At 48.0% G+C, this 24,892-nt stretch carries 19 protein-coding genes; 18 read left to right on the forward strand and 1 reads right to left on the reverse strand.

What is annotated here, in order from left to right:
- Positions 1–10 precede the first annotated feature (10 nt).
- From MWG26_RS05125 to trxA, 11 genes are all read left to right on the forward strand, one after another.
- A complete protein-coding gene (locus MWG26_RS05125; RefSeq protein WP_025654989.1) occupies positions 11–160 on the forward strand; it encodes a hypothetical protein in 150 nt (49 codons plus the stop codon).
- A 34-nt stretch (positions 161–194) separates the two neighbouring features.
- On the forward strand, positions 195–668 hold the full coding sequence (locus tag MWG26_RS05130) for a VanZ family protein (RefSeq protein ID WP_025654990.1): 474 nt from the start codon (positions 195–197) through the stop codon (positions 666–668).
- The gene (locus MWG26_RS05135) at positions 646–1,020 is read left to right on the forward strand and encodes a DUF6142 family protein (RefSeq protein WP_025654991.1); all 375 of its coding nucleotides are present in this window, start codon (positions 646–648) and stop codon (positions 1,018–1,020) included. The genes MWG26_RS05130 and MWG26_RS05135 overlap by 23 nt, the downstream gene beginning before the upstream one ends.
- 1 nt (position 1,021) lies before the next feature.
- Positions 1,022–3,094 carry an aminopeptidase gene (locus MWG26_RS05140; protein ID WP_025654992.1) on the forward strand — a complete coding sequence of 691 codons (2,073 nt, stop codon included), beginning with the start codon at positions 1,022–1,024 and terminating at the stop codon, positions 3,092–3,094.
- A 63-nt stretch (positions 3,095–3,157) separates the two neighbouring features.
- A complete protein-coding gene (gene purE / locus MWG26_RS05145) occupies positions 3,158–3,670 on the forward strand; it encodes a 5-(carboxyamino)imidazole ribonucleotide mutase (protein WP_025654993.1) in 513 nt (170 codons plus the stop codon).
- Between the two features lie 25 nt (positions 3,671–3,695).
- Complete coding sequence (gene purM / locus MWG26_RS05150; RefSeq protein WP_025654994.1) at positions 3,696–4,721, forward strand: phosphoribosylformylglycinamidine cyclo-ligase; 1,026 nt, start codon at positions 3,696–3,698, stop codon at positions 4,719–4,721.
- Positions 4,715–5,341 carry a phosphoribosylglycinamide formyltransferase gene (purN, locus tag MWG26_RS05155; protein ID WP_025654995.1) on the forward strand — a complete coding sequence of 209 codons (627 nt, stop codon included), beginning with the start codon at positions 4,715–4,717 and terminating at the stop codon, positions 5,339–5,341. The genes purM and purN overlap by 7 nt, the downstream gene beginning before the upstream one ends.
- An 11-nt stretch (positions 5,342–5,352) precedes the next feature.
- Positions 5,353–6,624: a phosphoribosylamine--glycine ligase gene (purD, locus tag MWG26_RS05160; RefSeq protein ID WP_117441214.1), complete on the forward strand. Its 1,272-nt coding sequence runs from the start codon at positions 5,353–5,355 to the stop codon at positions 6,622–6,624.
- A gap of 251 nt (positions 6,625–6,875) precedes the next feature.
- A complete protein-coding gene (locus MWG26_RS05165) occupies positions 6,876–8,957 on the forward strand; it encodes a penicillin-binding transpeptidase domain-containing protein (protein ID WP_025654997.1) in 2,082 nt (693 codons plus the stop codon).
- Positions 8,958–9,437: 480 nt separating this feature from the next.
- Positions 9,438–10,094 (forward strand): Crp/Fnr family transcriptional regulator, encoded by a 657-nt coding sequence (locus MWG26_RS05170; protein WP_025654998.1) that lies wholly within the window; start codon positions 9,438–9,440, stop codon positions 10,092–10,094.
- Positions 10,095–10,224: 130 nt separating this feature from the next.
- The gene (gene trxA / locus MWG26_RS05175; protein WP_025654999.1) at positions 10,225–10,533 is read left to right on the forward strand and encodes a thioredoxin; all 309 of its coding nucleotides are present in this window, start codon (positions 10,225–10,227) and stop codon (positions 10,531–10,533) included.
- A gap of 654 nt (positions 10,534–11,187) precedes the next feature.
- Here trxA and abc-f read toward each other — a convergent pair.
- Positions 11,188–12,726 (reverse strand): ribosomal protection-like ABC-F family protein, encoded by a 1,539-nt coding sequence (abc-f, locus tag MWG26_RS05180; RefSeq protein WP_117441215.1) that lies wholly within the window; start codon positions 12,724–12,726, stop codon positions 11,188–11,190.
- Between the two features lie 632 nt (positions 12,727–13,358).
- On the opposite strand from abc-f, the gene MWG26_RS05185 reads away from it, so the two are divergent.
- From MWG26_RS05185 to MWG26_RS05215, 7 genes are all read left to right on the forward strand, one after another.
- A complete protein-coding gene (locus MWG26_RS05185; protein ID WP_049915492.1) occupies positions 13,359–15,074 on the forward strand; it encodes a diguanylate cyclase domain-containing protein in 1,716 nt (571 codons plus the stop codon).
- 112 nt (positions 15,075–15,186) lie between these two features.
- The gene (locus tag MWG26_RS05190) at positions 15,187–15,894 is read left to right on the forward strand and encodes a DUF5131 family protein (protein WP_025655001.1); all 708 of its coding nucleotides are present in this window, start codon (positions 15,187–15,189) and stop codon (positions 15,892–15,894) included.
- 63 nt (positions 15,895–15,957) lie between these two features.
- Entirely contained in the window at positions 15,958–19,320 is a 3,363-nt protein-coding gene (locus tag MWG26_RS05195) for a PD-(D/E)XK nuclease family protein (protein ID WP_025655002.1), read from the forward strand.
- Complete coding sequence (locus tag MWG26_RS05200) at positions 19,298–23,005, forward strand: UvrD-helicase domain-containing protein (protein WP_025655003.1); 3,708 nt, start codon at positions 19,298–19,300, stop codon at positions 23,003–23,005. Before MWG26_RS05195 ends, MWG26_RS05200 begins: the two co-directional genes overlap by 23 nt.
- Before the next feature lie 20 nt (positions 23,006–23,025).
- Entirely contained in the window at positions 23,026–23,301 is a 276-nt protein-coding gene (locus MWG26_RS05205) for a DUF1294 domain-containing protein (RefSeq protein WP_025655004.1), read from the forward strand.
- Between the two features lie 506 nt (positions 23,302–23,807).
- Positions 23,808–24,131 carry a PadR family transcriptional regulator gene (locus tag MWG26_RS05210; RefSeq protein WP_025655005.1) on the forward strand — a complete coding sequence of 108 codons (324 nt, stop codon included), beginning with the start codon at positions 23,808–23,810 and terminating at the stop codon, positions 24,129–24,131.
- Positions 24,128–24,892 (forward strand): DUF1700 domain-containing protein, encoded by a 765-nt coding sequence (locus MWG26_RS05215; protein WP_025655006.1) that lies wholly within the window; start codon positions 24,128–24,130, stop codon positions 24,890–24,892. The genes MWG26_RS05210 and MWG26_RS05215 overlap by 4 nt, the downstream gene beginning before the upstream one ends.

Genomic DNA, 24,892 nt, shown 5'->3' on the forward strand with positions numbered 1-24,892 from the left:
AGGTAGTATTATGGAAAAAGCCTACAAGACTATGCAAAGCGCAGGTGTGGGGAGCATCGTGCTGGGGATCATTATGATTGTGACAGGAGTGGCAGCGGGGATTATTTCTATTATTAACGGCGCCCGCCTTCTGAAAAACAAGAATCAGATTACATTTTAACCGAGAATACTCAGTAAATTAAAGGGGTAAAATTTTGAGCCAGAAACAAGTAAAAAAGATCCGTACCCTGGGGAAAGTGTTGTTTGTTCTTTACATTTTCTTTCTCCTTTATTTTCTGATCTTTTCAGACTGGTACGGGCGGACTGGTGTTTCAAGGGAATACCAGTATAATTTAGTACTATTCAAAGAGATAAAGCGATTCATCGAATACCGGGAAGAATTGGGAGCCTTCGCGGTATTCACTAATTTATTCGGAAATATTCTTATATTTATGCCTTTCGGGTTTTTTATTTCCATGGCAAGCAGGGCCAGAGGTTTTTTTATGACATTGTTTTACAGTTTTGGACTGAGCCTGTGCGTGGAGGTTTTCCAGCTTTTGACTAAGGTAGGCAGCTTTGATGTGGATGATCTTCTGCTGAACACGATTGGCGGCGTGCTGGGATATATTTTGTTCTCAATTTGCAATACGATAAGGAGAAGACATTATGGGCATGGCAAAAAGTACTAAAGACAGACAGAAGGAAAAGGAGAAGGACCGCAAGAAGCGGGGTTCCAGAAAATACGGGCAGGCCAAGTTCAAGCACTCCCGCATGGGGATCTATTCCTGCGTCTATGCAGGAGGCGCGCTTACGATCCTTCTGATCTGCATTCTGGCGGCGTTTGTCATGCGCGGCAATACATTCGGGCTGATCGGAGGAATGGGCATTGTCTCTATCGTGCTGGCGGCGCTTGGAATCCGGGCATCGGTAAAAGGAATGCGGGAACGGGAAAAGCGTTATATAACCTGTAAAGCAGGCATGGCGGGAAATATCGTAATTCTGCTGGGCCTGGCAGCGATATTTTTAGGAGGTCTAATGTAATATGGAAGAGAAAGAATGGCAGGCAGAAAGAAACAGTGAGTTCGGAGAACGGCATGAGCTTACAATAGACAGGATCAGAAGGATGGCCGTGGAAGAATCGGTTGGTGTGGCTTTCCAGCCCTTTTTTCAAAGTACGGCGGCATTCTTGCTTCAGCTGGAGGACGTCCGTCAGCTGATCGAAAGTGGAGAGTGGGAGCATTTAAGCCTCAGGCAGATGCAGGATATCAACCAGACTCTTTACGCGGATATTTTGGAGGAGAATTACGGGCACAGTTATGCGGATCCGGCATATGCGGTAAAGAAGCTGGGGGAGGAATACGGGCAATTATTGAGTCTTCTGTACACAGAGCTGCGGGGCGGAATACCTTTTGTTTTTGAGAACCGCCTGGATTATCTGACCATACAGAATGAACTGTTTATTGAAATCTATAACAGTTTTGAAGCTGAGGAACTGCCGGAATATAAGACACTGAAAGACATAATTTACTGGTATGCCAGCGATTACTGTGACGTATTTTTGGCTGACCGGATTGAGGAGCAGATTTGTCCCTGTTATTCCTTTGCGGCGGATATCATAATGGGGGCGGATCTGGATGACGAGAGGTATCTGTACCGCTTTGGAGAATATATTACGGAAAATGAGCTGGGAACAGCCAGACACCTGAACGGGCTGCCCGAGGAGACTCTGCGGAAGATGGCGGATGTGTATACGGAGGGGTACCGTGTCGGATTCATCAACACCGGAAAGGATCTGTCCATAAAATCAGTGGTCAATATCCGCTATTCTCTCGGATTTGAAAAGGTCGTGAAGCTTGCTATTGAGAATTTTGCGAAAATGGGGCTTAAGCCGGTGATTTACCGGGCATCCTCCAGTGTCATAACCAAGAGGGAACATCTGAAGATCGGGTACTGCGGGGCTATTGCCAACAAGCAGTATGAATACGACCACCGCCATGATCAGGCATTATTTATGGACAAGCGCTACATCGAGCGGAAGCTGGATGTCATTAGAAATACTTATGAAAAGAATAAAGAGCAGGCCGCACAGTTTGCAGGCCCGGCCGTGATGGAAATCTTCGGAGAGAAGCCATTTTCTCCAAAGGCGAAGCCGGAGGCAGTAAGCTGTAGTGAGGCACAGCGTTCCCTGGCCCTTCTCTTTGACAGCAGGTCCGGGCAGATGACAAACCAGTATATCAAAGGGGAAGAGAGAAGTTTTACCATTATCGCTTATCCGGTTCCCGAGATCGGGGAGGATTATGCTGCCATTTTTGATGAAGTGATCCGAATCAACACACTGGATGCCGGGCTTTATGAAAAAGTCCAGCAGGTTATGATTGATGCCCTGGATCAGGGCGAGTGTGTCCGCATTCTTGGAAAAGGAGAGAACCAGACGGATCTGACAGTGCAGCTGCGACGCCTGGCAGACCCGGAGAAGGAAACCTTATTCGAGAACTGTGTGGCCGATGTCAATATTCCGGTCGGGGAGGTATTTACCTCACCAGTACTGGAGGGGACAAACGGTGTCCTGCATGTGGGATGCGTCTATCTGAATGAACTGCAGTATTCGAACCTGAAGATTACATTCAAAGACGGTATGATATCAGATTACACATGCACGAACTTTAAGCTAGAGGAAGATAACAGAACGTATATCTATGAAAATATTCTCCATAACCACAAAACCCTGCCCCTCGGAGAATTCGCAATCGGCACCAACACAACGGCGTATGTGGCGGCGAAGAAGTACGGGATTGAAGACAAAATGCCCATACTGATTGCAGAAAAAATGGGTCCTCACTTTGCAGTTGGGGACACCTGTTACAGTTGGAGCGAGGACATCCGGGTGTACAATCCAAACGGCAAGGAAATCGTGGCAAAAGACAACACCGTCTCTATACTGAGAAAAGAAGACGTGGCAAAGGCATATTTCCAGTGCCACACAGATATAACCATACCTTATGAAGAGTTAGAAGAAATAAGTGTAGTGACAAAAGAAGGAAATAATATTATACTATTGAAGGATGGCAGGTTCGTACTTGAAGGAACAGAGGCTCTCAACGAGCCCTTTAATTAAAGAGCGTATCTGCTCGGATGGAACAGATACGGAAGCGTACAAAATGAGAAAGGTGGAAGAGACATGCCAAAAGTAGGAATAGTAATGGGAAGCGACTCTGACCTGAAGGTTATGAGTAAGGCTGCAAGTATGCTGGAGAAGCTGGGAATTGATTACGAGATGACCATTATCTCAGCACACCGCGAGCCGGATGTATTTTTCGAGTGGGCAAAGGCCGCAGAGGGTAAAGGAATAAAGGTAATCATTGCAGGAGCAGGTATGGCGGCACACCTTCCGGGGATGTGCGCAGCGCTGTTCCCGATGCCGGTCGTAGGCGTGCCAATGTCTGGGAAGAACCTGGCTGGAGAGGACGCTCTGTTTTCAATCGTACAGATGCCGCCGGGAATTCCGGTTGCGACTGTGGCAATCGACGGCGGAATGAATGCAGCAATCCTGGCAGCCAAGATCCTGGCTACTTCGGACGAGGCGCTTCTGGAGAAGTTGAAAGCATACTCCGTTGAGATGAAGGAGACTGTGCAGGGAAAGGCAGCCAAACTGGATGAAATCGGATACGAAGCATACCTTGAAAATAAATAGAAGCGGCAGATTGGAGAGAAATAATATGGATTATAAGAACGCAGGCGTTGATATAGAAGCTGGCTACAAGTCAGTGGAACTCATGAAAAAGCATGTGCAGGAGACCATGAGATCAGAGGTACTGACGAATCTGGGCGGGTTCTCAGGCGCATTTTCCCTGGAGAAGTTTAAAAATATGGTGAAGCCCACACTGGTATCTGGCACAGACGGTGTAGGTACAAAGCTGAAGCTGGCTTTTATTTTAGATAAACATGACACAGTCGGCATTGACTGCGTGGCAATGTGTGTCAATGATATTGCCTGTGCGGGAGGGGAGCCCTTATTCTTCCTGGATTACATTGCATGCGGCAAGAATGAACCGGAGAAGATTGCAACCATCGTCAGCGGTGTTGCAGAGGGATGCAAGCAGTCCAATGCGGCCCTGATCGGCGGGGAGACGGCGGAGATGCCGGGCTTCTATCCGGTAGATGAGTATGACCTGGCTGGATTTGCAGTGGGTATTGTAGATGAAAAAGACCTGATTACAGGCAAAGACCTGAAGGCCGGGGACGTGCTGATCGGCATGGCATCCTCAGGTGTTCACAGCAATGGATTCTCCCTTGTGAGAAATGTATTTAACATGAAGAGAGAGGCGCTGGATACATATTATGACAGCCTTGGAAAGACATTGGGAGAAGCGCTCCTTGTACCGACAAAGATCTATGTAAAGGCACTGCGCAGCATCAAAGAAGCAGGGGTAACCATTAAGGCATGCAGCCATATTACAGGCGGCGGATTTTACGAGAATGTTCCGCGTATGCTCAAGGATGATACCCGTGCGGTAATCCGAAAGGACAGCTATCCGATTCCGCCGATCTTCCATATGTTATCCGTGGACGGCGAGATTGAAGAGCAGATGATGTACAACACGTTTAATATGGGACTCGGCATGATCATGGCAGTGGACGAGAAAGATGTGGATAAGACTATGGAGGCCATTAAGGCTGCCGGAGAAGATCCGTATGTAGTCGGCAGGATCGAAGCCGGAGAAAAAGGAGTTACCTTATGCTAAAGATCGTTGTTCTGGTGTCAGGCGGCGGAACCAATCTGCAGGCGGTGATCGACGGCGTCAAAGGCGGCGCCATATCGAATACGGAGATCGTGGGCGTGGTCAGCAATAATAAAAATGCCCGTGCGCTGGAGCGCGCCAGTGCGAATGGGATCAGCGCCTGCTGCATATCCCCAAAAGATTACGAATCCAGAGAGGTGTTCAATGCAAAGCTTTTGGAGGCTGTGGATTCATATGAGCCCGACCTGATTGTATTGGCCGGATTTCTGGTTGTGATACCTCCGGCTATGACTGCAAAATATAAGAACCGCATGATCAACATTCATCCGTCTCTGATACCGGCTTTCTGCGGAAAAGGATATTACGGGCTCAAGGTACATGAAGCGGCCCTGGAGCGCGGCGTAAAAGTGGTCGGTGCAACGGTGCATTTTGTGGATGAAGGGACGGATACGGGGCCGATCATCCTGCAGAAGGCGGTAGAAGTAGAGCAGGGGGACACCCCGGAGGTTCTGCAGCGCAGAGTGATGGAACAGGCAGAGTGGAAGATCCTGCCCATGGCGATCGATTTGATTGCCAATGATAAAGTAAGAGTTGTGGACGGAAAAACAGTAATTACGAAATAGAGGAGGCTGCTATGAAGGTATTGATTGTAGGAAGCGGTGGAAGAGAACATGCGATTGCGGCAAGTGCGGCAAAGAGCAGCAAGGTGGAAAAGATGTACTGTGCACCCGGAAACGCAGGAATTGCGGAGTATGCAGAGTGTGTGGATATCGGAGCCATGGAATTTGACAAGCTGACAGCTTTTGCGAAGGAGGCAGAGATTGACCTTGTGATCGTGGGCATGGACGACCCGCTGGTGGGCGGTCTTGTGGATGAACTGGAAGCCGCTGGAATCCGTACATTCGGGCCGCGTAAAAATGCGGCAATTCTGGAAGGCTCCAAAGCATTTTCAAAAGATCTGATGAAGAAATATAACATACCGACAGCAGGTTACGAGAACTTTACAGATCCGGACAAGGCGCTTACTTATCTGGAAACAGCAAAGTTTCCGATCGTCCTGAAGGCGGATGGGCTGGCGCTTGGTAAGGGCGTTCTGATTTGCAATACCCTGGAGGAGGCGAAGGAAGGCGTGAAGACCATCATGCTGGATAAGAAGTTCGGCTCCGCGGGAAATGAGATGGTAATCGAGGAATTCATGACGGGCCGTGAGGTATCTGTACTTTCTTTTGTTGACGGAAAGAACATTAAGACGATGACCTCCGCGCAGGACCACAAGAGGGCCGGGGACGGAGACACCGGGCTGAATACCGGCGGCATGGGAACATTTTCCCCAAGCCCGTTTTACACAAAGGAAGTAGAAGTGTTTTGTAATAAATATGTCTATCAGGCCACGGTAGATGCCATGGCGGCAGAGGGAAGAGCATTCAAAGGCGTGATCTTCTTCGGGCTGATGCTGACGGAGGATGGACCGAAGGTGCTGGAATACAATGCCCGTTTCGGGGATCCTGAAGCCCAGGTCGTGCTGCCTCGCATGAAGAATGACCTGATCGAAGTAGTTGAGGCTTGCATCGACGGTACATTGGACCAGATTGATCTTCAGTTTGAGGACAATGCGGCAGTATGCGTTGTGCTGGCTTCGGACGGATATCCGGTTCAGTATGACAAGGGATTCGAGGTTACCGGGTTGGAAGAGTTCAAAAAGCATGAAGGGTATTACTGCTTCCATGCAGGGACAAAGTTCGACGGAGATAAGATCGTTACTAACGGCGGACGCGTGCTGGGAATAACGGCAAAAGGAAAAGATCTCAAAGAGGCAAGGGCGAATGCTTATGCCGCAGCCGAATGGGTAAAATTTGACAATAAATACATGCGCCATGATATCGGGAAAGCGATTGATGAAGCGTAATAAAATAAACAGCAGGGTTTCAGGGGAACAGCACCGGGAATCCTGCTGTTTTTATAATATATGATGACTTACCAAAAACTACGGACAGTCCCATTTAGAAAATTATGCTAAGGGGTGCAAAGGAGGAAGAAGCCTCTTTGAAAAGATATTGACAGGGCAGGATTACAAATGTAATATTAAGAGGTAGGTGATGGGTATTCATTAAGCAGTAGAGGATCATAAAGGGTTCACAGAAAGGCAGGGAATTGATATTGGCAGACAGAAAAGCATACAGGCGCAGGAAAAGAAGGCAAAAACAGGGGAACAAGAAGATCATTTTGGCAGTGGCGGCAGCAATTGTTCTGCTGGTACTGGCTGGGGTTTTAGCATGGTGGCTTCTTCGGGTTAAGACAACGCCCCAGGATGCAGCCGGGCAGTATTTTTCTCTGCTGAACGAGGGCAAGTATAAAGAGATGTATCAGCTGCTGAGTGAGGACACAAAAAAAGACATTTCCCAGGAAGATTTTACGGAGCGGAACCAGAATATTTACGAGGGAATAGAGGCAAAAGACATAAAGGTGACTGTTCAGGGAGAGCCTGATTATAAAGAAGGCAAGAAGAAGGCAGTGCTTTCTTACTCAACTGCAATGGATACTCTGGCAGATGAACTTACATTTGATAATAAGATGCAGTTTGTAAAAGAGGGGAAGGATTACCGGATTGTCTGGGACTCTACTCTGATTTTTCCCTCTTTGCAGGATGGTTATAAAGTGCAGATCAGCACCCAGACCGCAGCACGGGGATCCATACTGGACAGGAACGGCCAGATGCTTGCCGGCCAGGGGATTGTATCGGAAGTGGGAATCGTCCCGGGCAAACTGGGGGAAGACAAAGCGGGATCCGTGAAGAAAATTGCGGAAATCCTGGGGATGACTGAGGATAATATCAATGAAAAACTGAGCGCTTCTTATGTGCAGGACGATTCGTTTGTACCGGTGAAAGAACTTGCCAAAAATGACCCTGCCGAACAAGAGCTTTTGCAGATACCGGGAATCATGATTAATGATAAGGAGGAGCGGGTATATCCGCTTGGCGCGGCAGCAGGCCAGCTTACGGGATATGTGCAGGCCGTGACTGCGGAAGAACTTGAAGAATTGGGACAAAAGGGGTATCATGAGAATAGTGTGATTGGAAAGTCAGGCCTGGAAAGGGCCCTGGAGGATGAACTTAAAGCCGTTGACGGATGCAGCATTATGATCGTGAACGAAGAGGGGACGGAGATCGAAACGCTGGCCCTGAAACCGGCGGAGAATGGGAAGGATGTTCAGGTAACAGTGGATGCCGGGCTGCAGACTACAGCATATGAACAATTTGCATCAGATCCGGGCACAGCCGCAGCCATGAATCCCAAGACAGGAGAAATACTGGCATTGGTGAGTACTCCTGGGTATGATCCCAACGAATTTATCATGGGCATGTCCCAGAAGCGCTGGGAGGAACTGAATAACGATGAAAATAAGCCGTTGACCAATCGATTTAATACGTCATGGGTTCCGGGCTCCACTTTCAAAGCGATAACAGCCGCAATCGGTGTGGAATCCGGGAAGATCCAGCCGGATGCCAATATGGGGTATGTGGGATTAAGCTGGCAGAAGGATGGAAGCTGGGGCGATTATCACGTAACCACGTTGACGGATTATGGTTCTGAGGTGAATCTGGAAAATGCCCTGGTTTACTCAGACAACATTTATTTTGCCAGGGCCGCGCTGGATATAGGTGCTGACACGATCAGTGAGTATTTTAAGAACATGGGATTTGATGAACAAATGCCGTTTGAGCTGACACTTTCCGAATCCACATATGACGATGATGACAATATCGATTCCGAGATCCAGCTTGCGGACACCGGCTACGGCCAGGGGCAGCTGCTGGTGAATCCGGTTCATATGCTGTCCATGTACAGCATGTTTACGAACAGCGGAAATATGCTTCAGCCCGCAATTCTGTATAAAGAGCAGGCAGAGAGCAAAGTATGGAAGGAAAAGGTGGTTTCGCCGGAGACGGCTGAACTGGTGAAAAATGACCTGATCCAGGTCATCGAAAATCCTTCCGGCACGGGAGCAAGCGCAAAAATAGACGGCGTATTGATGCTTGGTAAAACCGGTACTGCGGAAATCAAAGAGAGCCAGGACGATACGGACGGAGTAGAAAGAGGCTGGTTCGTCTGCGGAACGACAGAGGATATCGCAAAGCCGGTGCTTGCAGTCGGTATGGTAGAAGATGTAAGGAGCAAGGGCGGCAGCGGATATGTGACAGCTAAAGTGAAGGAATTTGTGGCGTCTTATGTGCAGTAATGCTGTAGGGGAAAGTGAACAATTTACAAGAAGAGTTTTTGTTTATTATTAAAAGGCAAAATATGTAATAATATATAAAGATATTTGGATTAAGGTATAAATATTGAGATGAGATGAGACTTATGCTAGAATCATTGCAAGAACAACCGTAAACAGGGTGGTTGGCCTCCCGTTCTTATTACATAGAAGGGAGGTGGTGCAAATGGATAAAAAACCGTTTGATTTTAAGGATCTCATGCAATTTGGAATGTTCCTGATTGCACTGCTGACCTTTATTTATCTTATGAGCCATTAGCATAAGAAAATCCACCCTGCTACTTTGACCGGTACTGGGTGGAGTTTCTTATTCCATTATTTTAAAGGTCAACCATTACGGTTGTTCTTACTATATAAATAATATATCACAAAAATAATGGGTGTGCAATCCAAGGATTTATTTTGAAATAAAAATTTAGAATATGACAGGTGGGACCGTTTATTATGAAGGAATTACTGAAAAGGACGCTTCCCTTTTGGGATGACTTAACAAAAAGGGAACAGGACGCACTGGCGCAGCGGGTAGTAGAAAGTACATATGAGAAAGGCACAATCCTTCATTATGGAGGACGGGAATGTGCCGGTGTGCAGATTATCAAATCCGGTCAGGCCAGAGTCTATGTGACTTCCCCCGGCGGGGGCGAGATTACGCTGTTCAGGCTGGTGGATGAAGACGTCAGTATCCTGAGCGCGGCATGTATGATGAAGGGACTGGATATTGAACTGGATATGGAGCTGGAGCAGGATTCTGTCATTTGTACAATTCCCAAAGGAGCATACAGGGAGATCAGCGAGCAGAACGCGAAGGTTAAGGACTACACTCTGGAAATGATTTCTGAAAAATTTTCGGATATCATGTGGCTGTTTAACCAGTACGTATTCTCCAATGTAGCCTCCAGGCTGGCGGATACAATACTCGAACACCGCTCACTGGCAGGTTCTGATACCCTCAAAATCACCCACGATGCCCTGGCACGCGATATCGGAACCGCCAGAGAAGTCGTGACCAGGCTGCTAAAACAATTTCAGACAGACGGTCTGGTAAAACTTACACGCGGCCACATTGAAGTATTGGATGCGGCAAAATTGGGCAAAGTATAAATAAGAAGCCTGTTTTGTGATTATGTCACAGAAAGAATAATAGATTATGTTATACTTACAATATAAACAAAGCAAACAATTCTTACTCAACTAAAATAGTGAGCATCTAAATTAAAGGAGGAAACAAATTATGGCAGTTATAAAACTTACAGCACAGAATTTCGAGCAGGAGGTAGTAAACTCAGAAAAGCCGGTACTGGTAGACTTTTATGCAGACTGGTGCGGCCCATGTAAAATGATGGCTCCTGTAGTAGAAGAAATCGCAGAAGAAAAAGAAGATGCAAAAGTGTGCAAGCTGAACATCGATGAAGAGATGGAAATTGCACAAAAATATGGAGTAATGAGCATACCTACACTCATGGTATTCAAAGACGGAAAAGTTGTAAAAAAAGATTTGGGGGCAAAACCCAAAAGCGCAGTCCTCTCCATGTTCGAGTAGAGGGGGATGTGAAGGAGAGGATGGCTGGTATGGGGACGCTGTGGGGAATCGTGACAGGGGTCTCTGGGATGCGGCATTACGGCATAACAGCCTCTAATCAAAATAAAAGCCAACATGATGAACACCGCCGACAAACACGGGAATGCCGGATGCATTCCCGCTTGAGTCGGCTTGACAGCAGGACTGGCAGTCCTGCTGTCAGTTCATATGTTGGCTTTTATTTTGATGAAGAGGCTGTAATGCCATAATGAAGCATCCCAAAGACCCCTGTCACGATTCCCCACAGCTGGCGCATCCGGCAGACAGAAACCCTCCTTCACGGGGGTGCCCCGGCAGACGGGAGCTGCGGATGTGTACGGGATACAAGGCACTTACAGAAAGCAGACGTTCGTATTACATAACATAGCATAATACATAACGGAAAAATAAAGCACCTTGCATCCAGCCAACATCCGCTGCCCCCGTCTGCAACCCTCCCTGGTGGTGATCTTCCGGCTGGATGAAGCCAGCCTGTCTGGAATGGGGAGGGAAAGCCCGCCGGGAGAAAAGGTGAGGGGGCTGGAAGCATAGAGCGCACGGTTAGAAGTCCTTACGCAAAAGAAGCCGCCCGCGAGGGATGGAAAGTGATTTTCCAAAATCACTTTCCAGGACAACCTAAAACGAGAAAGCATCAGGCTTTCCCTCCCCATTCCGGACAGGCGTCCCCTTATCCCCCTCCAGATCCACCACCAAAGTTGCCACCTTATTTTGGAATGCCTCGTCGTGTTCTACGAAGATCATTGTCGGCTGATATTCCCGCAGAAGGTTTTCAATCTGCATACGGGAGAATACGTCGATGAAGTTCATGGGTTCGTCCCAGATGAACAGGTGGGCGGGCTCGCAGAGGCTTTTGGCGAGCAGGACTTTCTTTTTTTGGCCCTCGCTGTACTCATCTATGTTTTTTTCAAATTGTATTCTGCTGAAATCCAGTTTTCGCAGGAGTGTTTTAAATAGGGTTTCATCCAGGTTCCATTGCGCGGCAAAATCAGTGAGGTTACCTTTTAGCCAGGAGGTGTCCTGGGAGATATACGATAGTTTCACCTGGTTTCCGAGATGCAGGCTGCCGGTATATGGAACAGGCTCCCCCAGGATTAACCTGATCAGGCTGGTCTTGCCGCATCCGTTTTTTCCTCTCAGGCAGATGCGGTCTCCCTGACGTACTGTGAAATTGATATTCTGGCAGACGGGCGTATCTTTGTAGGCGATACAGATGTCTTCCATAGAGAGCAGTACGCTTGTGTGGTAGCGCAGCGGATTGAGTTTAAGATCATCGGCTGTCTCGATGTTTTTCAGGAGATGCTCTTTTTCGGAGATCGCGTTTTGCTGCCGCTTTTGTGTGGACTTGGACCGCTTCATCATCTTGGCAGACTGGCGGCCGATATGGCCTCTGTCCGGGCGAAGGCCGGCTATACGGGTTCCGGTTTTGGTACCTTCGATTTTATCTGACCAGCGTTCGGTTCGCCGGGAAGCCTCCTCCAGGCGCCGAATATCCTGCTTTAGCTGGACATTGCGTTCCAGTTCCATTTTATCCTGCGCTTCTTTATTGGCAAACCAGGAAGTAAAGGTTCCTTTCTGTATCTCGATGTCCGCTTTATTGATGGAGAGAACATGGTCTATGCATTCGTCCAAAAAGGCACGGTCATGGGAGACCAGGATAAAGCCGCTTTTGCTGCTCAAGTACCGGGCAACTTTTTCCCGGGCTCTGATATCCAGATGGTTTGTGGGCTCATCGATGAGTAAAAATGCATTTTCTTTTAAGAACAGTGCCGCTAAAAGTACTTTTGTGCGCTCTCCGTTGCTGAGGGAAGAAAAGGGGCGGTACAGGATTTCGGGATCAGCGTCCAGCAGGTTAAGTTCTTTGCATATCTGCCAGTTCTCTGCAAGGGGATTGACATCCTCTATGATTGAAAGCGTCATTTCCTCCGGATGTTCTACCGGATAGGGAAAATATTCAAAATCTACACTGGCTGAAATCGTGCCGCTGTAGTCGTATTTCCCAAGCAGAAGATTGAGAAATGTGGTCTTTCCGCGTCCGTTTCTGCCGATAAATCCCAGCTTCCAGTCTGTGTCTATCTGAAAAGAAACATCTTCGAAGATAGGATCAAAGCTTGTATCATATGAAAAAGTTAAATTTGTTATTTGAATTCTTGACATAAGGCATACCTCCGTATCTGTGTTCTGACATATGTGATGTTCTCCCCCTCCTGCGGCGGGCAGGACAGGGATACGTAAAAAGAAAGCCGCAGAAAAGTTAATTCCTGCGGCTTCTGATCCAATATGGCAGTTCAGATACTCTGTTAAAACGCCAGTCCTCTAAACGGAGCGCGCTGAGAGCATGCGAGTCAATGACTGCTGTCTATCAAGTGAAGAGAAGCAAATGAATGAACCTTTCTGCGATTGCACAACAAAAAAACGGACCAAGTCCCCGTGTCAGCACATTTTGTTATGCGGTATAAATTAGCAGAAAAAATTCTTCATCTTAACATCTCCTATCTGTGATTTTAATCTGAAATTATCGTAGCAGATATCAATCTAAAAGTCAACGATGGGATTTTTCATGTATCATACATTTACGGGCCAGAATCTCATTTATTTTTTCTGCTGCGTGTATTTTGAAGTGCCAATAGAGATTTGGAAATATTATTTCTATGGCAATTGTTTTATAAAGGCTTTATAATATACCTACGGAGATTGAATAATACCCGTGATTGTAAAATAGCAATATATAAAATGATCAAGCGGATAAGCCAATGGTACATATAGATGCTGAATAGGAGAAGATAGAGATGAAAATGGAGAACAGTGGAAAACGGGATCAGGAACGAGACGCTATTCTGAGGCTGGTTCCCGCGGGTATGATACGGCTGGATGCACGGGATCTGTGTTCGATTTTATGGTATAATGACATTTTCCTGGAAATGATCGAATATACCAGGGAACAGTTTGAAGAGGAGCTCCATAGCCAATGCACCTATCTGCATCCGGAGGATTTCAAACGTGCAAGCGTATTGGCTGGCAATCTGACAGAGTCCGGAGAGCATGTTGTATTCGAGGTAAGGGCATATACACGCTCCAAAGCAGAAAGAATCTGGACCATATCGCTTTGTTATGTTAGTGGGGAAGACTGCGGGGACGGTATTCCGTCTTACTATAGCATCGGCCTGGACATTACGGGTGAAAGAAAGAAGATAGAGCCGCTGCAGCACATTGCGGAGAAAGATTCTTTGACCGGGATTTATAACCGTGCGGAGACAGAGAAGCAGATTAAGAGGTATATTGTGGAAAACAGTAATGCCATGGGCGCATTATTTATGATCGATACAGATAATTTTAAACAGATCAATGATACGAACGGACATATGGTCGGGGATATCGTCCTGGCTGAGATGGCGGCTGGGATGAAGGGACTGATGCGGGAAAGCGATATTGTGGGCAGAATCGGTGGAGATGAGTTTATCATTTTTATGAAGAACATTGTAACACCTAAGGATGCGGAGAAAAAGGCGGAGGATCTTCTGCGCATGTTCCGGCACTTGTTTGAGAAGGAGAAAAGTCCGGTGTGTATCACATGCAGCATCGGGGCAGCGATTTACCCCAGGGACGGGCGGACATTTAAGGAAATGTACAGAAAGGCCGACCTGGCCTTATACCAGGCAAAAAGTCAGGGGAAGAATCATTATGTCATTTATGACTGTAATAAGGCATATGAGCTGGGAATGATGGAATACAGTTCACCCAAGACAGCGATTGAATCGGAAAACAGATATGCTAAAAGCGGTGATAATCTGGCCAGGTATGTATTCCGGATTCTATATCAGGCGGAGAATGTGGATCAGGCGGTTAATGCGGTCTTAGAAGTTGTAGGGAAACAATTTGATGTAAGCAGGGCCTATGTATTTGAAAATACCAGCGATGGAAAGTATACTACGAATACTTATGAGTGGTGCAGCAAAGGCATTGAGCCTGAGATTGACAATCTGAAAAATCTTGAGTTTAAAGATTATGGTGATTATGAGAAGCTTTTTGGGGAAGATTCCATTTTTTACTGCCGTGATATTCATACCCTGAAACCTGAACAGGAAGAGCTGCTGGCCAGACAGAAAATACATTCCACCCTGCAGTGTGCCTACTGGGATGAGAAGGTTTTCAGTGGGTTTGTCGGATTTGATGAGTGTACCGGCCTGCGTTTGTGGACGCAGGAAGAGGTGAGCACACTGTCGCTGATATCCCAGGTTCTGTCCATTTTCCTGCAGAGTAAGAAGGTAAAAAAAGTAAATCAGGAGATGCAGCAGTATCAGACGGTTTTGAACAGCCTGGACGAATGTATTTACGTGGTTGAAAAGGAAGAGGGGGTATTACTGTATGGAAACAGGAAATTCAGAGAACTGTATCCGGAGTGTAAACTCGGACATTCCTGGAGTTCCGGTGGTCCTAGCTTTGAAAATCTAAATAAAATGTCAATAGTATGGGAACAGAAAGCTGCTTTTCTATGTATTGAGTGATAACAGTTCAGGCCTGCCTGAACTGTTACATTGAGTAAGCGGTGAGCGCAGGCGAGGTGACTAGAACATAGAAGGGGACGCAGACGGCGTCGGAATAAGGGGAGGCGGATTGATGGCAATGTGGAATCCGTGGCGTGGATGCCACAGAAAGAGCGAAGGATGTAAGTACTGTTATATTCATAAAGGAGATAGCAAAAAAGGGGTTGATACGGATCAGGTCGTGCGGACGGACAATTTTTATGCTCCGGTCGAGAAGAAGAAGTCCGGTGATTATAAGATGAAATCGGGTCAAACGGTATATGTCTGTTTTTCGTCGGACTTTTTGCTCGGGGATGCGGATGAATGGCGGGCAGAATGCTGGGATATGATCCGGGAGCGCCAGGATCTGCATTTTTTGTTTCTGACAAAGAGAATTGAACGGTTTCTGCAGTGTATTCCAAAGGACTGGGGAGACGGCTATGAGAATGTCACGGTGGGATGTACCATAGAGAATCAAGAGATGGCAGATGCCAGGCTGTCCATATTTTCCGTTCTTCCTATCAGGCATAAGAACATCATCTGCCAGCCTCTTATTGGCGGTATCCGGCTGGAGCAGTACCTGGAGGGCGTGGAGCTGGTCGTGGCGGGTGGGGAATCCGACAAAAATGCGCGGCCGCTGGATTATGAATGGATACTTTCTCTGCGGGAACAGTGCATCAGGGCAGGAACACATTTCGAATTCAGACAGTGCGGCACACACTTTATCAAGGACGGAAAAATGTACAGATTGGCGGTCCGGGATCTGGGGAGCCAGGCCAGGAAAGCCGGAATCAATGTATAGGGGGCAGACCCCGCCGCAAAGGGGACGGACCCCTTTGAAGTTTTTAGATATTAGGAGGTATGGATGGCTTTACAATTTATTTTTGGGAATTCCGGTTCAGGAAAGTCTCATTACTTATATCAAAAGGTGATTGAAGATTCTATGAATCACCCGGACCTGAATTATCTGGTACTGGTGCCCGAGCAGTTTACGATGCAGACGCAGAAGGATCTGTGTACACTGCATCCCCGGCATGGAATCATGAATATTGATGTTCTGAGCTTCGGGCGGCTGGCGCACCGGATATTTGAGGAGACCGGGCAGGATACGAAGCGGGTTCTGGATGATGAGGGAAAGAATCTGATTCTGCGTAAAATTGCGGGGGACTATGAAAACGAGCTGAAGGTGCTGCGCGGAAATCTGAAGAAGCAGGGCTATATCAGCGAGGTGAAGTCAGTGATCTCGGAGTTTACCCAGTATGGGATCGGGTTTGAAAAGCTGGATGAGTTTATGGAAGGGCTGGAACCGGAGAGCTATCTTTATTATAAGCTGCAGGATATCCGCAAGGTATACGAGGGATTTGAAAATTATCTTGCGGACAAGTATATCACAAAGGAAGAGCTGCTGGACGTGCTGAGCGGAGCGGTGCCCCATTCGGAACTGCTGAGACACAGTGTTGTGGTGCTGGATGGATTCACCGGCTTTACTCCGGTACAGAATAAGCTGCTGGGGGAACTGATGAGGGTATGCAGAACAGTCGCCGTCACGGCGGTGATGGATTCGCGGGAGGATCCCTATGTGTATAGCCATCCCTATCAGCTGTTTGCCCTGAGCCGTCAGATGGTGACAAGCCTTGTGCGCACCGCCCGGGAGAACCGGGTTGAGGTTGAGGATGCGGTCTGCCTGTATGAGCGGCCGTTTTACCGGTTTAGAGAGAACGAGGTGCTGGGATTTTTGGAAGCAGAGCTGTTTCGGTATTCCAAAAATCAGTATGATAAGGCACAGGAGGTTCTTTCCGTCCATATCACGCGTAATCCGAAACAGGAATCAGAATATGTGGCATCACAGATCCGGTATCTGGTGCGGGAAAAAGACCTCAGATACCGGGACATTGCGGTGATTGCAAGCGATATGAACGCTTACGCGGCCTATCTGGAGAAAGCCTGTGACACGTATGATATTCCGATATTCATGGACCATAAAAAGAGTATCCTGCTGAATGCCTTTGTAGAATATGTGAGGAGCCTTCTCGCAATGGCGGAGCAGAGTTTTTCCTATGAGAGCGTCTTCCGGTATCTCAGAACGGGGCTTGCAGGATTTACCCGCCGGGAAATAGACCGGATGGAAAATTATGTACTGGCCCTGGGGCTGAAAGGCTATAAAAAATGGCAGTCTGTCTGGGTGCGGCGTACCGCTGGAATGGAGGAAAGCGCGCTTGCTGAGCTAAACGGCCTGAGAGTTCGTTTTGTAGAACAGCTGGATTCTCTTGTATCTGTACTGAAGCAGAGGAACAAAACGGTAAAAGACGTGACGGAAGCAGTATATAATTTTCTTGCAGAGCAGCAGGCGCAGATCCGCCTCAAAGAGATGGAGAACCGTTTTCAGGAGCAGGGAGAACTGGCACTTGCTAAGGAATATGCCCAGGTCTACCGTATTACAATAGAACTGTTTGATAAATTCGTTGAGCTGCTGGGGGAGGAAAGAATATCACTGAAGGAATACTGCGAACTGCTGGATGCCGGGCTTGAGGAGGCCAAGGTGGGGGTAATTCCGCCGAGCCTGGATCAGGTGGTTATCGGGGATGTGGAGAGAACCCGTCTGAAGGATATCAAGGCTCTTTTTTTTGTAGGGGCGAATGATACACTGCTTCCCGGTAATCTTGGGCAGGGAGGTCTTTTGTCCGAACGGGACCGGGAGCATTTTGCCAGCCGGAAACTCAGTCTTTCCCCGGGAGCAAAAGAAAAAACCTATATTCAGAAATTTTACTTGTACATGAACCTGACAAAGCCGACGGACTATCTGTCCATTTCATTCAGCAGGGTATCAGCCGAGGGAAAAACGCTCCGTCCGGCTTACCTTGTACAGGATATACGGCGTCTCTACCCGCAGCTTAAAATCGTGGATGAAGAAATGAAAGGCGTTGCGGATATGGAGCTGACGGGCAGGACCGCTGTGGATCATCTTATCCGGGGCCTGCGGGATCGGGCGGCAGGGGTGACTGATGAGTGGAAGGAACTTTATACCTGGTATGTGAAGCACGGAGAGGACACCGGAAAAGTACTGGATGCCGCCTTCTTTGTAAAAAAACCGGAGCGCCTCTCCCCGGCGTCTGCGGAACTGATGTACGGGGATGCCTCCCGCTTCAGCGTAACCCGGCTGGAGCGGTTCGCCTCCTGTGCATATGCGCATTTTCTGAACTATGGACTGCGCCTTTCGGACAGGGAAGCATATCAGTTTGAGGCTATGGATCTGGGAAATATTGCCCACCAGTCAATGGAACGTTTTGCCAAAAAAGCAGAGATGAACCAGGTCTTGTGGACGGAAATGCCGGAAGATATGCGTGCAGAATTGATCGAGGAAAGCGTGGAGGAAAGTATTGTGGATTATGGCAACACGGTTCTTTACAGTACAGCGCGCAATGAATATATGATCACCCGTATTAAAAAGCTGATCCACCGGTCGGTGTGGGCTCTGACAGAGCAGCTGAAAAAGGGGGACTTTGTGCCGAGCGATTATGAGATGAAGTTTGGCAGCGGGAAGATTGACCGGATCGACATCTGCGAGGACGAAGAAAAAATCTATGTAAAAGTAACGGATTATAAAACCGGCTCTAAAAGCTTTGACATTACTGCATTTTATCACGGGCTGCAGATGCAGCTGCCCGTGTATTTGAATGCGGCCATGGACATAGAACAAAGAAAGTATCCCGGGCGGGAAATTCTGCCTGCCGGCATCTTTTATTACCGCATGAAGGATCCGATCGTGGAGAAGGAGAAAAATGAAGCGGTCCTGCAGGAAAAACTTCTGAAGGAACTGAAACTGGACGGCCTTGTCAATGCGGATGAGGCAGTGATCCAGCACCTGGAAAGGGGGCTGTCGGGAACATCAAATTTAATTCCGGTAGGGAAGAATAAAGACGGAAGCCTGAACCGGTATTCCAGAGTGCTTGCTCCGGAAGATTTTCATACGCTTCTGGTTTACACAAAAAGAAAAGAGCAGGAGCTTAAGAGAAGAATCCTGTCCGGGGAGACACAGGCCCTGCCCTATGAACTGGGGGGAGATACGGGCTGTGATTACTGTGCGTACCGGGATATCTGCGGCTTTGATGTACGCGTTGAGGGATGTGAATATCGGAAAATGGAAAAGCTGGACAGGGAAGAAGCGGTAGAGAGAATGAGACAGGACGGAAAGGAGCAGCAGGAAAATGGACGTGAGATGGACCAGTGAACAGCAGAAAGTTATTGATTTGAGAGAGCGGAACATTCTGGTCTCGGCAGCAGCAGGCTCCGGAAAAACGGCGGTTCTTGTTGAGCGTATCATCCGGATGCTGACAGATCCGGAGAAACCTGTAGATGTGGACCGGCTTCTGATCGTGACATTCACAGAGGCGGCAGCTGCGGAGATGAAGGAACGTATCCGCGGGGCGATCGAGCAGGCGCTGGAGGAACGCCCGGAAGACGTACACCTGCAGCGGCAGGCAACCTTGATCCACAGCGCGCAGATCACAACCATTCACAGCTTCTGTCTGTCCGTTATACGGGAGCATTTTCATATCCTGGATATTGACCCGAGTTTCCGCATCGCTGAGGAGGGAGAACTAAAGCTCCTCAGACAGGATGTTCTCGATGAATTATTAGAAGCATGCTATATAAATGCGGAGACTTCGTTTCTCGAGTTTGTAGAGAAGTTCGGCACGGGCAGAAATGATAAAAAAATCGAAGAGATTATCTTAAAGCTATATGATTATTCCAGAAGTTATCCACAGCCGGAACTATGGCTGGATGCATGTGTAAGGAGTTACCGGACCGGGCAGGGTGACGGCGCCAGTACGGAGCCGGCCTGCATGGAGCGCGTGAAAGTACTGGTCCGTCAGAAAACAGGGGACATGCTGCTGATCCTGGAGGAAGGTCTGCGCCTGTGCGGGCTGCCCGATGGTCCTTATATGTATGGGGAGATGCTGGAATCTGACAGCGCAGGCCTGGAAAATCTTTTGAATCAGGAGTCTTTTGCTGGGATGCACGAAGTCGTGCAGGGTATTACGTGGAAGCGTCTTTCAGCAAAGAAAGATGATTCTGTGGATGTGGATAAAAGGGATCAGGTGAAAGCTCTGCGTGAAAAAGTCAAGAAAATGATGAAGGATATTACCGCAATGTACTTCTATGAAGCGCCGGAAGAAATCCTGAAAGACATGGAGGAATCTGCGGATTCCATGCAGGTGCTGACAGATCTGGTGAAGCAGTTCTCCGAAGCATTTTCCCGGAAAAAGCAGAGCAAAAATATGATAGACTTCAGCGATATGGAACAATTTGCCCTGCGAATTCTGACTATTGAAGAAGAGGGAAGGCTTGTGCCTTCACTTGCGGCAGCGGAATATCAGGAACAGTTTTTGGAAGTTATGATCGATGAGTACCAGGACAGCAACCTGATACAGGAAGCTATTTTGACCAGCGTGTCTACGGTAAGCAAGGGCAGAAATAACATTTTCATGGTGGGGGATGTAAAGCAGAGCATCTACAGGTTCCGCCTTTCCAGGCCGGAACTGTTTATGGAAAAATATGAGACATACAGCCAGGAGGATAGCGACCGGCAGCGGATTGACCTGCATAAGAATTTCCGGAGCAGGGAGGAAGTGCTTGGGAGCGTCAACTTTATCTTTGAACAGATCATGCGCAGGGAGCTGGGCGGCATCTGTTATGACGAGCAGGCTGCGCTCTATCCAGGAGCTTCCTTTGAACCGCAGCTGGACGGGCAGAAAAGGAGTATTAATCGGGCGGAGCTGATCCTGGTAGATACGTCTGATGACGGCGTGGCCAGAGAAAATAATTCAAAATCAGGGCAAGGACCGGGACAGGATCCCGGGGCAGAAACAGGGGAAAAACCGGCTTCGGGAACTGTGGCTGCCGGGACAACCGGAGAATCCGGCAGAGAGAGGGAGGCCCGTGCTGTAGCACGCCGGATAAAAGAACTTCTGCTAAGCGGCCGGGTTCTGGACAAAGCATCCGGAACTTACCGGGCGCCCCGGTATAAAGATATGGTGATTCTGACCAGAAGCATCAAGGGATGGGCCGATGTCTTCGCGGCAGTGCTGGGGGAGGAAGGGATTCCCGCCTATGCCGGCAGCCGCGAAGGATATTTTGAAACTTATGAGGTGAGCGTCCTGCTGGATTACTTGAGAATTCTGGATAATTTCATGCAGGAGCTGCCGCTGACGGCTGTACTGACCTCCCCGTTTGCAGGGCTGAACGCGCAGCAGCTGGCGGACATCCGCAATGCATATCCGGAACTTCCCTATTATGAGGCAGTCCTGGAGTACGCACATGCCGAAGAGCAAGGCGGAGATCTCCGAAAGCTTCTGCAGGCATTTCTGGAAAAATTGGAATATTTCCGGGAAATGGTTCCTTATACTGCAATACATGATCTGCTCTGGAAGATTATCGAAGATACGGGCTACGGCCTTTATATCGCATCCATGCCGGGCGGGGCGCAGCGTGAAGCAAATGTGGAAATGCTGGTCGAAAAGGCGTCTGCATTTGAAGGCACGAGCTATAAAGGGCTCTTTAACTTTGTACGCTACATTGAACAGATGAAGAAGTACGATGTTGACTTTGGGGAAGCCAATATAGCCGATGAACAGTCTGATACGGTGCGGATTATGACGATCCACAAGAGTAAGGGCCTGGAATTTCCCATTGTATTTGTTTGCGGTATGGGGAAACAGTTCAATACCCAGGATGTAAAAGGAAGTATCGTAATACATCCGGAGTGGGGCGTTGGTATAGACGCAATTAATCTGGAAAAAAGAACCAGGATTTCTACTATATTAAAGAAGGTAATCCAGGAAGAGATTACCAGAGAAAATCTGGGGGAGGAACTGCGGGTACTCTATGTGGCCCTAACCAGAGCAAAGGAAAAGCTGATCATGACGGGTGGGCTGCCCCATGCCGGAGAAGTGCTTGAGCAATATCGGGCAGAGCAGGCTGCAGGCGGTAAGACCCTGCCCCTGCCGTATTATGTGCTTTCTGGTGCGCGCACCTATTTGGACTGGATACTCCCGCTGATTCCACGGATTACGGACGAGGTCCCGCTGGAAGTTACGATTACAGACTGTCTGGACACCGCCGCCGCAGATACGGTGGAACAGCAGGCAGAAAGCCTGGCGAGAGATGTCCTGGAGCACTGGAACACGGAACATATCTATCACAAAGCACTTCATGAGAGACTGCCCGAACAGCTGGAGTATACGTATCCCTATGGGCAGGAGCAGAAACTAAAGCTTAAATTCACGGTATCCGAGCTGAAAAAGCGTGCCTATCTCTCGGAGGAATCGGGAGAAGAATTATACGAAGAACCGGATATCGTGCCGCTTCTTCCGGAATTTCTCAAGGAATCAGCCGAGCTTACGGGGGCATCCAGGGGAAGTGCATATCATAAACTACTGGAATTACTGGACTTTTCCCTGGATTACGATGCGGATACTCTGGAAAAAGAAATTACCGACCTGCAGGCGGAGGGAAAACTGTCGGACGAGATGGCAGAATGCATCCGCATTCCGGACATATTGGCCTTTTTACACTGTGAGAGTGGACTGCGTATGCACAATGCGGCCCGGAATCGCCAGCTGAAAAAAGAACAGCCATTCGTCCTGGGAGTGGACGCCCGTGAAATCTACCCCGGCCAAGCCACTGAAGAGACGATCCTGGTACAGGGTATCATCGATGTATACTTCGAGGAAGCCGGAGAGCTGGTCGTACTGGATTACAAAACAGACAAAGTAAAAACAGCCCGTGAGCTGCAGGAAAAATATCATGCCCAGCTGGACTACTATGCCCAGGCGCTGGAACAGCTTCTGGGAAAAAAAGTAAAGGAAAAAATCATCTATTCCTTCACACTGGAAAAAGAGATACAAGTATAAAAATAAAGAAGGAGTGTGCCATGAACTATCCTTATATTACAACAGCAATCATCATCATAAACGTCATCGCATTCCTTACCTATGGGGATGATAAAAGAAGGGCGCAAAAAAACAAATGGAGGATCCCGGAAAAAACCCTGATCCTCCTGGCGCTGCTTGGCGGATCCCCGGGAGCGCTGCTAGGTATGCAGATCTTCCATCACAAAACAAGAAAACCCCTATTCCGAATCGGAATCCCCTGCATTATGATGCTGCAGGCAGCGGGAATAGTAATATATTGGAGCAGTGCAGCATAAATAGCATACCTAAAAAACTATCTCCTCCCAGCACTAAACGCAACCGCCATTCTCCATCCACCGCGCCCCCAATACCTCCCACAAAATTTTTTCCCGATCGGATGAGCCAGCCGCGGGAACCGGACATAGGGGTGGCGGAAGCATGGGGATGGCTGTTAGAGGCAGTTAAGTAAAATAGAACGAAAACCGGGGTGATTCTTTTGATACCGAATCAAAAGAATCCCTGGACCCAGCGCGCGAAGCCCCCATAAGGGCTTCGGGTGATGTGTCCAGGCTGCCCCGGTTTTCGTTCTATTTTACTTTACTGCATCTTACAGCCATACCCCGCCTCCACCACCCCTATGTCCGGTTCACGCGGCGTCCCCATACCATCCCAAAAATTCCCCCGAAAGAATACAATAATGGTTGACAGGTGATATTATATATCGTATAATATAGAAAAGTTAATAATATTGATGAAATAGTAATATTAACAGTATCATAATATTATAAAAAGGAGTGATAACATGGTATTTAACACCGGAGCAGCACTGCTGGATGCAATTGTGCTTGCAGTTGTATCACGGGAGAAAGAAGGGACGTATGGTTATAAGATAACCCAGGATGTCCGCCGGGTTATTGAAGTATCGGAATCTACACTATACCCTGTGCTCAGACGGCTGCAGAAGGACGAATGTCTGGAAGTATATGACAGGCAGTTTGATGGGAGAAACAGGAGATACTACAAAGTAACAGAAAAAGGAATGGCTCAGCTGAATTTATACAGAATAGAGTGGAAGAATTATTCCAGTAAGATTAACGAGATATTTGAGGGAGGTGTTACGGCATGAATCGAAACGAATTTATGGAAAAACTTGAAAGATTGCTCACCGGCATTCCTGTAGATGAGCGGGAAGCAGCGTTGCAGTATTATACCGATTATTTTGAGGATGCCGGAGAGGAGCACGAAGCGGAAGTCATCAGCGAACTTGGCAGCCCGGAAAAGGTTGCAGCTACGATCAAAGCGGATTTAAAGGGCGGAAGCAGTGAAAACGGTGAATTTACAGAGAACGGTTACAGCGATTCCAGATTTGAGAAAAAAGAGAATCCCGCAACAAGAGAGAATACTTATAAAAAGGCTGAGAGCGGTTACAGCTATCGGAGTACATCCGGGAATGAGTCCTATGGAGGATCTTCCTATACAGACTATGATGATGGTAGTGAGAGACCCAGAACCAGCAAGACGCTTAAGATCATACTGGTGATTCTGATTTGTCTGGTAGTGATTCCGTTTGCATTCCCTGTACTGATCGGGATTGCAGCTTTGATTATCGGAATCGTGTGCGCCGCATTTGGATTGTTCGCAGGCCTTGTTGTCGGCTCCGTTGCCCTGATGCTTTCCGGTATTGTTGTTTTTGTATTCGGCCTGGCAAAGCTGCTGATTGCTCTTCCTACAGCACTTTTGACCTGCGGTTCCGGATTAATTATATTTGTACTGGGACTTATTGCTACCGTGGCAACCGTAAGACTTTGCATGGTTATTTATCCGGCTATGTGCAGAATCATTGTAAATATCTGCCGCTGGCCATTTCACAGAAGGGTGGTGTCTTAA

Source organism: Faecalicatena contorta, assembly GCF_022835095.1.
GTDB classification, from domain to species: Bacteria; Bacillota; Clostridia; order Lachnospirales; family Lachnospiraceae; genus Faecalicatena; species Faecalicatena contorta.

Coding starts and splice junctions, on each gene's coding strand:
- abc-f (WP_117441215.1), bottom strand. CDS start 12,726: ATGTCAAGAATTCAAATAACAAATTTAACTTTTTCATATGATACAAGC.
- purE (WP_025654993.1), top strand. CDS start 3,158: ATGCCAAAAGTAGGAATAGTAATGGGAAGCGACTCTGACCTGAAGGTT.
- MWG26_RS05190 (WP_025655001.1), top strand. CDS start 15,187: ATGGCAATGTGGAATCCGTGGCGTGGATGCCACAGAAAGAGCGAAGGA.
- MWG26_RS05135 (WP_025654991.1), top strand. CDS start 646: ATGGGCATGGCAAAAAGTACTAAAGACAGACAGAAGGAAAAGGAGAAG.
- MWG26_RS05125 (WP_025654989.1), top strand. CDS start 11: ATGGAAAAAGCCTACAAGACTATGCAAAGCGCAGGTGTGGGGAGCATC.
- MWG26_RS05210 (WP_025655005.1), top strand. CDS start 23,808: ATGGTATTTAACACCGGAGCAGCACTGCTGGATGCAATTGTGCTTGCA.
- MWG26_RS05170 (WP_025654998.1), top strand. CDS start 9,438: ATGAAGGAATTACTGAAAAGGACGCTTCCCTTTTGGGATGACTTAACA.
- purM (WP_025654994.1), top strand. CDS start 3,696: ATGGATTATAAGAACGCAGGCGTTGATATAGAAGCTGGCTACAAGTCA.
- purN (WP_025654995.1), top strand. CDS start 4,715: ATGCTAAAGATCGTTGTTCTGGTGTCAGGCGGCGGAACCAATCTGCAG.
- MWG26_RS05195 (WP_025655002.1), top strand. CDS start 15,958: ATGGCTTTACAATTTATTTTTGGGAATTCCGGTTCAGGAAAGTCTCAT.
- MWG26_RS05200 (WP_025655003.1), top strand. CDS start 19,298: ATGGACGTGAGATGGACCAGTGAACAGCAGAAAGTTATTGATTTGAGA.
- MWG26_RS05185 (WP_049915492.1), top strand. CDS start 13,359: ATGAAAATGGAGAACAGTGGAAAACGGGATCAGGAACGAGACGCTATT.
- MWG26_RS05140 (WP_025654992.1), top strand. CDS start 1,022: ATGGAAGAGAAAGAATGGCAGGCAGAAAGAAACAGTGAGTTCGGAGAA.
- purD (WP_117441214.1), top strand. CDS start 5,353: ATGAAGGTATTGATTGTAGGAAGCGGTGGAAGAGAACATGCGATTGCG.
- MWG26_RS05215 (WP_025655006.1), top strand. CDS start 24,128: ATGAATCGAAACGAATTTATGGAAAAACTTGAAAGATTGCTCACCGGC.
- MWG26_RS05205 (WP_025655004.1), top strand. CDS start 23,026: ATGAACTATCCTTATATTACAACAGCAATCATCATCATAAACGTCATC.
- trxA (WP_025654999.1), top strand. CDS start 10,225: ATGGCAGTTATAAAACTTACAGCACAGAATTTCGAGCAGGAGGTAGTA.